Origin of the sequence: Streptomyces sp. RG80 (genome assembly GCF_040446465.1) — a bacterium.
Classification (GTDB): Bacteria; Actinomycetota; Actinomycetes; order Streptomycetales; family Streptomycetaceae; genus Streptomyces.
In genome coordinates, this window is sequence record NZ_JBEAAJ010000009.1 from 133,377 (window position 1) to 145,486 (window position 12,110).

The 12,110-nt window shown below is 69.4% G+C and carries 10 protein-coding genes; 1 reads left to right on the forward strand and 9 read right to left on the reverse strand.

The features are described from left to right. Nucleotides 1-115: 115 nt before the first annotated feature. The 6 genes from ABKA17_RS30315 to ABKA17_RS30340 form a co-directional block, all read right to left on the reverse strand. A complete protein-coding gene (locus ABKA17_RS30315) occupies nt 116-955 on the reverse strand; it encodes a shikimate dehydrogenase (RefSeq protein WP_353695481.1) in 840 nt (279 codons plus the stop codon). Continuing rightward, a complete protein-coding gene (gene mltG / locus ABKA17_RS30320; RefSeq protein WP_353695482.1) occupies nt 936-2,666 on the reverse strand; it encodes an endolytic transglycosylase MltG in 1,731 nt (576 codons plus the stop codon). The genes ABKA17_RS30315 and mltG overlap by 20 nt, the downstream gene beginning before the upstream one ends. A 122-nt stretch (nt 2,667-2,788) precedes the next feature. Next, on the reverse strand, nt 2,789-3,253 hold the full coding sequence (gene ruvX, locus ABKA17_RS30325) for a Holliday junction resolvase RuvX (protein ID WP_353695483.1): 465 nt from the start codon (nt 3,251-3,253) through the stop codon (nt 2,789-2,791). 2 nt (nt 3,254-3,255) lie between these two features. Continuing rightward, nucleotides 3,256-5,928, reverse strand: coding sequence for an alanine--tRNA ligase (gene alaS / locus ABKA17_RS30330; protein WP_353695484.1), 2,673 nt, complete (start codon nt 5,926-5,928; stop codon nt 3,256-3,258). Further along, nucleotides 5,928-6,287 carry a hypothetical protein gene (locus ABKA17_RS30335; RefSeq protein WP_353695485.1) on the reverse strand — a complete coding sequence of 120 codons (360 nt, stop codon included), beginning with the start codon at nt 6,285-6,287 and terminating at the stop codon, nt 5,928-5,930. The genes alaS and ABKA17_RS30335 overlap by 1 nt, the downstream gene beginning before the upstream one ends. A gap of 9 nt (nt 6,288-6,296) precedes the next feature. Then, nucleotides 6,297-6,731, reverse strand: coding sequence for a DUF948 domain-containing protein (locus ABKA17_RS30340; protein ID WP_353695486.1), 435 nt, complete (start codon nt 6,729-6,731; stop codon nt 6,297-6,299). A 161-nt stretch (nt 6,732-6,892) separates the two neighbouring features. Between ABKA17_RS30340 and ABKA17_RS30345 the strand changes: the two genes are divergently transcribed. Then, nucleotides 6,893-9,046, forward strand: a complete 2,154-nt coding sequence (locus ABKA17_RS30345) for an ATP-binding protein (RefSeq protein WP_353695487.1) — start codon at nt 6,893-6,895, stop codon at nt 9,044-9,046. Between the two features lie 29 nt (nt 9,047-9,075). Here the strand turns inward: ABKA17_RS30345 and rpsD are convergent, their stop codons facing one another. The 3 genes from rpsD to ABKA17_RS30360 form a co-directional block, all read right to left on the reverse strand. Continuing rightward, nucleotides 9,076-9,690, reverse strand: coding sequence for a 30S ribosomal protein S4 (gene rpsD / locus ABKA17_RS30350; RefSeq protein WP_353695488.1), 615 nt, complete (start codon nt 9,688-9,690; stop codon nt 9,076-9,078). Nucleotides 9,691-9,974: 284 nt separating this feature from the next. After that, the gene (locus ABKA17_RS30355) at nt 9,975-11,330 is read right to left on the reverse strand and encodes a replication-associated recombination protein A (RefSeq protein ID WP_353695489.1); all 1,356 of its coding nucleotides are present in this window, start codon (nt 11,328-11,330) and stop codon (nt 9,975-9,977) included. Nucleotides 11,331-11,386: 56 nt separating this feature from the next. After that, the gene (locus tag ABKA17_RS30360) at nt 11,387-12,043 is read right to left on the reverse strand and encodes a vitamin K epoxide reductase family protein (protein ID WP_353695490.1); all 657 of its coding nucleotides are present in this window, start codon (nt 12,041-12,043) and stop codon (nt 11,387-11,389) included. Nucleotides 12,044-12,110: the final 67 nt, after the last annotated feature.

The window sequence follows — 12,110 nt, forward strand, 5'->3', positions numbered from 1 at the left end:
ACAATTCCCCTCCCACAGTGATTGAAGAGTGGATCATAACAGCTTTATGTCATGACCCGATCAAACGGAATGGGGAAATCCGAGTTAACGCCACAGCATTTCGTGGACCGCGCCTTCACCCGTGCGCGAGGCTTCGTTCACCCGCTGCCCGCATCGCCGTCAGCGGCGCGGGAGCACACCCCGTCATCTGCTCGACCTGGAGCACGGCCTGGTGCACGAGCAGGTCGAGACCGCTGACGACAGCTCCGCCGTACGCCGACCAGCGAGCCGCGAGCGTGGTGGGCCAGGGGTCGTAGAGGACGTCGAAGAGGGTCGCCGGCCGTTCGGGAAGGTGCCGGGCCAGCGCGTCGGTGGCCCCGGCGGGGGTGGTCGCGATGACCAGCGGGGCGCTCAACGCCTGCTCGGCGTCCGACCAGTCGGCGATGCGCACGGCCACATCCAGCCGCTCGGCCCACTGCCGGATCTCGGCGGCGCGGGCCCCGCTGCGCACATAGACGGTGACCTCGCCGGTGCAGATGCGGGCCAGGGCGGCCAGGGCGGAGGAAGCGGTGGCTCCGGCGCCCAGGACGGCCGCGGTGTCGACCTTGTCGATGCCGTGCTCGCGCAGGGCGGCGACCATGCCGGGGATGTCGGTGTTGTCGCCGACGCGGCGGCCGTCCTCGGTGAACACGACCGTGTTGACCGCCTCGACCGAGGCCGCCGTCTCGCTGATCCCGTCGAGCAGCGGGATGACGGCCCGCTTGAGCGGCATCGTCAACGACAGTCCGGCCCACTCCTGCCCGAGTTCCGCGAAGAACCCGGGCAGCGCGGCCTCGTCGACCTCGAACCGGTCGTACGACCAGCCCTTGAGCCCCAGTTCCTCGTACGCGGCGCGGTGCAGCACCGGCGAGAGTGAGTGAGCGATGGGCGAACCGAGCACGGCGGCCCGGCGGGCGTCAGTTGCCCCTGCTGGCATCGAACTTGTCCTTGAGTTTCTGGAACGCTTCGTGCGTCTTCGCGAATTCGGTCTTGCTCACGCCGTCGGTCGCGACGAAGTAGTACCAGCCTTCGTCGGTCGGATTCAGCGTCGACTTGATCGCGTCGTCTCCCGGGTTCCCGATCGGGCCGGGCGGCAGACCCTTGTTGGTGTACGTGTTGTACGGGTCCTTGTCCTTGTTGATCTCCGACTCGCTGATGTCGATGTTGCTCTCGTTCTTCGCGTAGTTGAAGGTCGAGTCGAACTGGAGGAATCCGTAGGTCTGCGGGTTCCCGTAGTCGAGGCGGTTGTAGACCACTTCCGCCATCCTGCGGTAGTCGCTGGTCGTCTTGCCCTCGGCCTGGACCAGGCTCGCGATCGTGACGATGTCCATGGGACTGTCCAGCTTCAGCGCCTTGGCCTTGGCTTCCAGGTCGAACGCGGCGTACTTCTTCGTGGCCGCGGACACCATTTCCTTCAGGACCGTCTCGGGCTTCATGCCGTCGGCGGCCGGGTAGGTGCCCGGGTAAAGGAAGCCCTCCAGCGGATCCTTCATCTCGCTGTTCTTTTCCGCCCAGTCCGGCAGTCCGAGGCTCTTGTACTTCGCCTCGGCGGCCTTTTTGGTGGCACCCGACTTCAGGCCGAGTTTGTCGTCGATCTTCTTGTAGACAGCGATATTGCGCTGTCCCGGCGCGACAACGACGGCGTTCTGGCTCTTCGGGTCGAGCATCAGCTCCACCGCGCTCTTGGCCGACATCTCCTTGTTCATCACATAGGCGCCGGCCTGGATGCGACCCGAGTTGTCGTTCTGCGTGAACGCGGACACGAACGCGTCGACGCTCTTGACGACACCGGCCTCCTTGAGCAGCCGCCCCATGTCCGCGCCGTTGGCGCCCTTCGGGACCACGACCGACACCGTCGCACTCGTACCGTCGCCCGCGAAGTCCGGAGCCGAAGAGAAACGATCCTGGTAGAACTGGTAGCCGAAATAGCCGACGCCGGCGATCCCGCCGCCGAACACCAGCACGACCACCAGACAGGCGCAGCCACTGCGGCGTTTCTTCGGTTTCTTGCCGCCGCGGCCCCGGCGGTCGCCTCGACCACCCGGATCGTCGGCGTCCCCGTCGGGCTCGTCATCGTCGTCCCCGCCGCCCGCGAAGAAGGCGTGTTCGCCCTGGTCGGGGCCCGGGTCCCAGTCCGCTCGCTGCGGTTCCGGCTCGGCGCGCCGACGGCTCGGCGGCTCCGGTGGCGGGTACGCGTCAGGGGTGCCGTAGTAGTCGGGCTGGTCCCCGGTGCCGTACGCGGCGGCCTGCTGACCATACGGGTCCGAGGAGTCCGGGTACTGGACATGCGTGTGCGTCCCGGTGCCCCAGCCGTTGTTGCCGTACTGGTTGTCGTACTGCTGGTGCTGCTGGGCGGCGTACTGCTGCTGGTCGTAGCTCTGCTGCGGGTCGTACTGCTGCTGGCCGTACTGCTGCGGGTACTGCTGCTGGTACTGCTGCTGCGCCTGACCGTAATCGGCCTGCCGGCCGTTGCCCCAGTCGCCGTGCTCCGGCTGCTGCGGCGCTTGCGGATAGTGCTGCGGCTGGCCGCCGTAGGCAGCTTGATGGCCGTCGTGGCCCTGCTGCCCTTCCCATCCGCCGTCCCCGTAGTACGGGTCCTGCGGATGCCACGGTTCGGAGCCTTCCTGGCCCCGGCCATACTCAGTCATCGATCCCCTAGAGCCGCGAGGCGGCGGTCGCGCGGCTTATAGCCCGGCATCAGTTCCGCCTCTCTGTGTGCGGCATCTGTTCGAACAGCGCCGCAGTCGCGCGGAACGTTACCGTATCGCGATCAGATGACCACTTCGACGCTCTCTCCGGGTGCTTTACCTGACACCCGTTCGGATTCGAGCGCCTGCTGGAGGATGATCACAGCGGCGACCTGGTCGATGACGGAACGGCCCTTCTTGGATTTCACACCCGAGGCGCGCAGTCCCTGGCCGGCCGTCACGGTCGTCATCCGCTCGTCGACCAGCCGTACCGGTATCGGCGCGATGCCCTTGGCGAACTCCTGGGCGAAGGCCCTGACCTTCACCGCGGCCGGGCCCTCGCCCCCCTTGAGGGAGCGAGGGAGACCGACGACGACCTCGATCGGCTCGTACTCCTCGACGATCTGCTTCAGTCGCCGGTGGGCGGCCGGGACGTCCCGGCCGGGGACCGTCTCCACCGGGGTGGCGAGGATCCCGTCGGGGTCGCACGAGGCGACCCCGATCCGGGCGTCCCCGACGTCGATCGCGAGTCGACGTCCTCTGCGCATCGTCACTTCGCGGTGTCCGTGACCAGCCGCTTGACGGCCTCGACGGCCTCGCCGATCGCGGCCGGGTGCTGGCCGCCGCCCTGGGCGACGTCCGGCTTGCCGCCACCGCCACCGCCGAGGGTCTTGGCGGCCGTACGGACCAGGTCGCCGGCCTTGAGGCCGCGCTCGCGGGCGGCCTCGTTGGTGGCGATGACCGTCAGCGGCTTGCCGTTGGCCGTGGTGAACAGGGCCACGACCGCGGCCCGCCCGCCCTGGATGCGGCCGCGTACGTCGAGGACCAGCTTGCGCAGGTCGTCGGCGGTGGTGCCGTCCGGGACCTGACCGGTGACGACGGCGATGCCGCGGATGTCCTTGGCGGACTCGGCGAGACCGGCCGCGGCCTGCAGGACCTTCTCCGCGCGGAACTTCTCGATCTCCTTCTCGGCGTCCTTCAGCTTGCCGAGCATGGCGGAGACCTTCTCCGGAAGCTCCTCCGGGCGGCCCTTGATCAGCTCCTGGAGCTGGGCGACGACCGTGTGCTCACGGGCGAGGAAGTTGTAGGCGTCGACACCGACGAGCGCCTCGATACGGCGGACACCCGAGCCGATCGACGACTCGCCGAGCAGCTTGACCAGGCCGAGCTGCGAGGTGTTGTGGACGTGGGTGCCGCCGCACAGCTCCTTGGAGAAGTCGCCGATGGTGACGACCCGGACGCGCTCGCCGTACTTCTCGCCGAACTCGGCGATGGCGCCCTGCTTCTTGGCCTCGTCGATGCCCATGACGTCCGCACGGACGTCCAGGTCACGGGCGAGCACCTCGTTGATCTTCTGCTCGACGTCGGTCATCACGGCCGTGGGAACGGCGGACGGGGAACCGAAGTCAAAGCGGAAGCGGCCGGGCTGGTTCTCGGAACCGGCCTGGGCGGCCGTCGGGCCGAGGGCGTCACGCAGGGCCTGGTGGGTGAGGTGGGTGGCCGAGTGGGCGCGGGCGATGGCCGTGCGGCGGCGGGAGTCGATCGAGGCGTGCGCCTTCGCGCCGACGGTGACCTCGCCGAACTGGACGACGCCCTTGTGGACGTAGACACCCGGAACCGGCTTCTGGCAGTCGCGGATCTCGATGACGGCACCGGAGTCGACCTTGATCTTGCCGGTGTCGCCGATCTGGCCGCCGCCCTCGGCGTAGAACGGGGTGCGGTCCAGGACGATCTCGACCTCGTCGCCCTCGGTGGCGGCCGGGGAGGAGGCGCCGTCGACCAGGATGCCGACAATCGTGGACTCGCCCTCGGTGTCGCTGTAGCCGATGAACTCGGTCTCGCCGGTCTTGTCGGCGATCTCACGGTAGGCACCGGCACCCGCGTGGCCGGTCTTCTTGGCCTGGGCGTCGGCCTTGGCGCGCTCCCGCTGCTCCTTCATCAGGCGCCGGAAGCCGTCCTCGTCCACGGAGAGGCCCTGCTCGGCGGCCATCTCCAGGGTGAGGTCGATCGGGAAGCCCCAGGTGTCGTGGAGCAGGAACGCCTTGTCGCCGGCGAGGACCGTGCCGCCGGCGGCCTTGGTCTCGGTGACGGCGGTGTCGAGGATGTTGGTGCCGCCCTTGAGCGCCTTGAGGAACGCGTTCTCCTCGGCGACGGCGACCTTCTCGATCCGCTCGCGGTCGGTGACGAGCTCCGGGTACTGCTGGCCCATCATCGCGATCACGGTGTCGATCAGGTCGAGCACGACCGGACCGGTGGCACCGAGCAACCGCATGTTGCGGATGGCGCGGCGCATGATGCGGCGCAGGACGTAACCGCGGCCCTCGTTGCCGGGCGTGACGCCGTCGCCGATGAGCATGACGGACGTACGCATGTGGTCGGTGACCACGCGCAGGGAGACGTCCGAGGCGTGGGCGTCGCCGTACGCGACACCGGTCAGCTCGGTGGCCTTCTTGATGACGGCCATGGAGGTGTCGATCTCGTACATGTTCTGCACGCCCTGCAGGATCATCGCGAGGCGCTCGAGTCCGAGGCCCGTGTCGATGTTCTTGCTGGGAAGCTCGCCGAGGATCTCGAAGTTGTCCTTGCCGATGCCCTCGCCACGCTCGTACTGCATGAAGACGAGGTTCCAGATCTCCACGTACCGCTCGTCGTTGACGGCGGGGCCGCCCTGGACGCCGAACTCGGGGCCGCGGTCGTAGTTGATCTCGGAACAGGGGCCACAGGGTCCGGGGACGCCCATGGACCAGTAGTTGTCCTTCATGCCGAGGCGCTGGATGCGCTCCTTCGGCACTCCGACGACCTCGTGCCAGATGCGCTCGGCCTCGTCGTCCTCCAGGTAGACGGTGATCCAGAGCTTCTCCGGCTCCAGGCCGTAACCACCCTTGTCCTGGGGGCTGGTGAGCAGCTCCCAGGCGTACTTGATGGCGCCTTCCTTGAAGTAGTCGCCGAAGGAGAAGTTGCCGCACATCTGGAAGAACGTGCCGTGCCGGGTGGTCTTTCCGACCTCTTCGATGTCGGGCGTGCGCACGCACTTCTGCACGCTGGTCGCGCGCGCCCACGGCGGCTTGACCTCACCGAGGAAGTACGGCTTGAAGGGGACCATGCCGGCGGGGACGAGGAGCAGAGTCGGGTCGTCCGCGATGAGCGACGCCGAAGGGACGACGGTGTGACCGCGCTCCTCGTAGAAGCTCAGCCAGCGGCGGCGGATCTCGGCCGACTCCATCAGTGGTCCTCGTTTCGGTTGTACGGGTACGTCGGGTACGTCGATCCCTCGACGTACTTCGGGTTGTTGCGGTTCTCGATGGCGGCATGCCGCCGGGGGGCGGGGAGTTCGGGGTCGACGGGGGCGTTCAGCCCGAGCGCGTCGCCCAGTTCTTCCTCCCGCTGGGCCATGTTGTCGCGGACGTCGAGCGCGAAGCCGACCGCGCGGTCCTTGATGCGGTGACCGGCCTCGAGCGCCTTGTTCGCCGCGGTCGCGGCGAGGCTCTCGGGGGTCAGCTGCCTCAGCTTGCGGTTGACCTTGGTGGTGGCCCACACACCGGCGGCGACGCCCGTGCTGAACCAGAACGTACGGCGGAACATCGCTAGGTCTCAGTCCTTCTTCCGCTTGCTCCGTCGTGACGCCGGAACGGTACGGCCCACGATCACGGTACGCCGGGGCGCCTGCGCGGGCACGTCGTCCTTGCGGCCGCTGATCGCCCGGCGTACGCCGTACCCGAAGGCCGCGACCTTGACGAGGGGGCCGCCGAAGGTGGAGGCGACGGTGGTGGACAACGCGGAGGCGTTGGAGGTGACCTCCTGGACGTCCGAGGCGATCGCGTCCACCCGGTCGATCTGGGTCTGCGCGGAGCGGACCGCCGAGGAGGCGTCCTCCAGGAGCGGTACGGCCTGGTCGGTCACGTCCGCCACCAGCTTGGTGGTCGCCCTGAGCGTCTGGGCCAGCCTCGCCAGTGCGACGGCGAGGAAGGAGACCAGGATCGCCCAGAAGACGGCCACCAGGATCCCGGCCACCTCGCCACCGGACACTGCGCACCCGCTCCCTGAAACATGCCTGAACATTGAAAAAGTCGTGGGCCGAGCCTATCGCGCCCCGGCCACGCCTCCGCACCGGATTACCGCCCGCGCGCGGCCCGGTTCGCGCGCAGCGATTGTACGGACCGAACACGCTTCAGTACGCTCCGTGTTCCATGCGTGACGATCGGCTCTGCGACGGCAACCTGCCCCTCGAACCGGACGCGTTCGTGGGCCGCTCGGCCGAACTCGCCGAAGTGTCCCGGCTGCTGGAGAGCTCCCGGCTGGTGACCGTGACCGGGGCCGGGGGTATCGGCAAGTCCCGGCTGGCGGCCCGGGCGGCCGCGCGGGCAGCGGATCGGACGGGCACCTGGCTGGTGGAGCTGGCGTCGGTGCGCGATCCGGAGTTCGTGGACTTCGCGGTCGTGGAGGCGCTGGGGCTCACGGACCACACCACCCGGCTGCCGCGCGAGATCCTGCTCGACCGTCTCGCCGAGTGCGGGCCCGGACGCCCGCTCCTGCTGGTGCTCGACGGGTTCGAGCATCTGGTGGACGCCTGCGCGCAGCTGGTCACCGAGCTGCTCCGGCGCGCTCCCGGGCTCCGTGTGCTCGCCGTGGGCCGCAGACCGCTGTCCGTGGCGGGCGAGCGGGTGTTCGCGCTGGAGCCGCTGCCCGAGGACGAGGCCGTGGAGCTCTTCGTGGAGCGGGCCGGCCGGCAGGGCGTGGGCGCCGCCGCCGATCCCGACGTGCCGGAACTGTGCCGGCGCCTCGACGGCATCCCGCTCGCCGTCGAACTGGCCGCCGGGCGGCTGCGGGCCCTGTCCCCCGGTCAGTTGCTGGAACGGCTCGACGACCGGTTCCGGCTGCTGACCGGTGGTGGGCGGGACGCCCTGCCCCGGCATCGGACGCTGCGCACGGCGATCGGCTGGAGCCATGAGCTGTGCACGCCCCAGGAGCGGCTTCTGTGGTCGCGGCTCTCGGTGTTCGCGGGGCCGTTCGACCTGACGGCCGTGGAGTACGTGTGCAGCGGCGACGGGCTGGCCGAGCAGGACGTCCTCGACGTACTGACGGAGCTGCTCGCCCAGTCCGTGGTGGGGCGGGAGGAGACGGCCACGGGGGTGCGCTACCGGATGCTGGACACGGTCCGGGCCTACGGCGCCGACTGGCTGGAGGCGACCGGTGACGCGGCCCGGCTGCGGCGGCGGCACCGCGACTGGTACCTGGGACTCGCGACCTGGTGCGAACTGGACTGGTTCTCGCCGCGCCAGGCCGAGGTGGCCGCGCGCGTCGAGGCGGAGCTGCCGAATCTGCGCTGCGCCCTGGAGCACTGTCTGTCCGACCCGGACGAGGCGCACCTGGGCCAGTACCTCGCCGGTTCCCTGTGGTTCTACTGGGCCGGCTGCGGACGGCTGTCGGAGGGGCGGCACTGGCTGGAGCAGGCCGTGCGGCTGGAGTCCGACAACGAGCTGTCGCGGCTGAAGGCGCTGTGGGTGCTGGGCTATGTGGCGATCCTCCAGGGCGACACCGTGCCCGCGCTGGCCGCGCTCCAGGAGTGCCGGGAGGAGGCGGAGCTGTCGGCGAACCCGACGGCGGTGGCGTACGCCGAGCACCGCACCGGCTGTCTGGCGCTGGTCACCGATGACATGGCCCGCGCGGAGACACTGCTGCGCTCGGCGCTGGAGCGCTACCGGGAGATCGGGGAGCTCAACAGCAACGTGCTGATGGGTCAGGTGGAGCTGGCGATGACCCGGGCGTTCCAGGGCGATCTGCCGGAGGCGGTGAAACTCTGCCAGGACGTACGCCGGGTCTGCGAGGACCACGGCGAGCGCTGGGCCAGGTCGTACGCGCTGTACGTCCTGGCGTACGCGGCGTGGAGCGAGGGCGATCTGAGGGCCGCCCGCGGTCTGCTGACCGACTGTCTGGGTGCCGCCCACTCCTTCCGCGACCTGCTCGGCTCGGTCCTGACGATCGAGCTGCTGGCCCTGATCACGGCGGCCGAGGGCGACCCGGCGGAGGCCGCGGTCCTACAGGGCGCGGCGGCCGCGATGTGGCCGTCGGTCGGCCTGCCGCTGTTCGGCTCCGCCTACTACAACGCCCCGCACGAGCTGTGCGAGGCGACGGCCCGCAAGGAGCTGGGCGACGAGCGGTACGAGGAGTGCGTACGGGCCGGGGGGCGGCTCGGCCGGGACGCGGCCGTGGCCCGGGCGCTGGGGCGGCCTGTGGAGGCGCTGCCCGCGCCGCGCGGACCGGCGCGGCATGCCCAGGGCGGTGTCGCCATGCACGAACCCGCCGCCTCACCCACCCGGAAGGGCGGGGAGACGGCGGGCTGAGTGGTGCGTGTACTACGTCCGGCTGGTGATCAGCGGGCGTAGTACTCGACGACGAGCTGCTCGTCGCAGATCACCGGGATCTCCTTGCGGTTCGGCTCACGGTCCAGGCGGAAGGCCAGGGCGCGGAGGTTCACCTGGAGGTAGCGCGGGGTCTCGCCGTCGGGGGCGAAGCCGCCCTCGCGGGCGACGGAGAAGAGGGTCTTCTCTCGGCTGCGCTCACGGACCATCACGACGTCGTCGGGACGGACGCGGAAGGAGGGCTTGTCGACCTTCTGGCCGTTGACCTCGATGTGACCGTGAACGACCATCTGACGGGCCTGGTAGATCGTGCGGGCGATGCCCGAACGCAGGACCAGCGCGTCGAGACGGCGCTCGAGCTCGATGATCAGAGCCTCACCGGTCTTGCCCTGAACCTTGGAGGCACGCTCGTAGGCGCGGACGAGCTGACGCTCGGACACGTCGTACTGCGCACGCAGACGCTGCTTCTCGAGCAGACGGACCTTGTAGTCCGAGTTCTGCTTGCGGCCACGGCCGTGCTCACCCGGCGGGTAGGGACGGGCCTCGAAGTACTTGACGGCCTTCGGGGTCAGCGCGATGCCGAGGGCACGCGACTTCTTGACCTTGGGGCGGGACTGGTTCGCCACTTGATCTTCCTTGTCTGTTTTTCTTCGGCTCGTCAGAGTTATGGGAGGTCGCATCCGCAGCCGGGGAAACCCGCCGGGTCCGTTGCCGGGCCTGGTGGGCAGCCGCTCCCCTGGTCTGGGCACATACGTGCAGCACGCGAGTGGCCCACCTACCGTGCACGGTGGTGGGCTGCCCGCGACACCATTCGAACGGTGCGCGACGCTCCTGGAACCCACTGGGTTCCGGCTGACTGTCCTGTTCTGACTGCACGGGACACAGCACTTCGAGGGATTCTACAGGGCGCTCAGGACCGCTTGCGACCGAGGTGCTTCCTGGTCCACTCGACCGCGTCCGCGTACCTCGCCTCGGCGCCGTGTCTGGTCGGCGTGTAGTACTCCCGGTCCTTGAGGGCGTCCGGCGCGTACTGCTGCTCGGCGATGCCCTCGGGGAGGTCGTGCGGGTACACGTACCCCTGGGCGTGGCCGAGCTTGGCGGCGCCCTTGTAGTGCCCGTCGCGCAGGTGCGGGGGCACGGAGCCGGCCAGTCCCTTGCGCACGTCCTCCATCGCGGCGCCGATCGCCGTCGTCGCGGCGTTGGACTTGGGGGCCAGGGCGAGGGCGATGGTGGCGTGGCTCAGGGTCAGCGCGGCCTCGGGGAAGCCGATCATGGCGACGGCCTGGGCGGCGGCGACGGCTATCGGGAGCGCGTTCGGGTCCGCGAGGCCGATGTCCTCGCTGGCGGAGATCATCAGGCGGCGGGCGATGAAGCGGGGGTCCTCGCCGGCCTCGATCATGCGGGCCAGGTAGTGCAGGGCTGCGTCGACGTCGGAGCCGCGGATGGACTTGATGAGGGCGCTGGCGACGTCGTAGTGCTGGTCGCCGTCGCGGTCGTACTTCACGGCCGCGCGGTCGACCGTCTCCTCCAGCGTGGTGAGGGAGATCTCCCCCTCGCCCTTGTCGAGCGCGGCTCCGGCGGCCGCCTCCAGGGCGGTCAGGGCGCGGCGGGCGTCGCCGCCGGCGATCCGCAGGAGGTGGCCCTCGGTGTCCTCGGGAAGGGTGACGGTGTCCTTGAGGCCGCGTTCGTCACTCAGGGCCCTGCGCAGCAGGCCGCGCAGGTCGTCGTCGGTGAGGGGTTCGAGGGTGAGCAGGAGCGAGCGGGAGAGCAGGGGGGAGATCACCGAGAAGTACGGGTTCTCGGTGGTCGCCGCGATCAGGGTGACCCAGCGGTTCTCGACGGCCGGGAGCAGGGAGTCCTGCTGGGCCTTGCTGAAGCGGTGGATCTCGTCGAGGAAGAGGACGGTCTCCTTGCCGTACCCGCCGGTCGCGCGGCGGGCGCCGTCGATGACCGCGCGGACCTCCTTGACGCCCGCGGTGATCGCCGACAGCTCGACGAACCGCTTGTTGGTGGCCTTGGAGACGACGTAGGCGAGGGTCGTCTTGCCGGTGCCGGGCGGGCCCCACAGGATCACCGAGGACGGTCCCGCCGGGCCGCCCGCGCCCTCGCCGACGAGGCGGCGCAGGGGTGAGCCGGGCTTCAGCAGGTGCTGCTGGCCCACCACCTCGTCGAGGGTGCGCGGGCGCATCCGCACGGCCAGGGGGCTCCCCGCGGGGTCCTTCTCCTGGCGTTCTTCTGCGGCTGCGGTGAACAGGTCGGGCTCCACGTACAAAACCCTAGTTCACGGCACTGACAATCCCGCCGGGCCCCGGAGAGAAGGGCTCAGCTGGTCCAGAAGTCCCACCAGCGGGTCAGGATCAGCATGCCGATGATGCCGATGTGCAGGACCGGCAGGACCCAGGTGAACTCGCCGAAGAAGCTCTTCAGCCAGCGCGGGGCGGGGATGAAGTCGTTGCGCACGTTGAACGAGGTGACGTACCAGAACATGATGATCGTCGCGACCCAGGCCAGCGAGCACCACAGGCACAGCGCGTTGATCCGGTACAGGGACTGGAACATCAGCCAGGCGCAGAACGAGACGCCGAAGAGGGTGCCGGCGTTGAAGGTCAGCCAGTACCAGCGCGGGAAGCGGGCCCGGGCGAGCAGGCTCATGCCGACGCCGATGACGATGCCGTAGGCGACGAGGCCGAGCATCGGGTTGGGGAACCCGAAGGCGGCGGCCTGCTTGGACTCCATGACGCTGCCGCAGGAGACGACGGGGTTGAGGCTGCACCCGGGGGTGAAGGTCGTGCCCGCGACCTTGGCCTCGAGCAGCTTGAACTTGTCGATCGTGATGACCCACGCGGCGAGCAGACCGGCCGCGCCGGTGAGCACCAGCATGATGGCGAAGGCGCGGCTGCCACCCACCGTGCGTGGCTCGGCGGCGGTGTGCTCCGGCTCGGGCTCGGTGGAGATGTCTTTCACGGTGGTCTTGCTCATCACGCCGATTCCGTCTGCTTGAGAGTTGGACCTTCTTCGGGCAGGGGCCATTGTGCCGTACATGGGG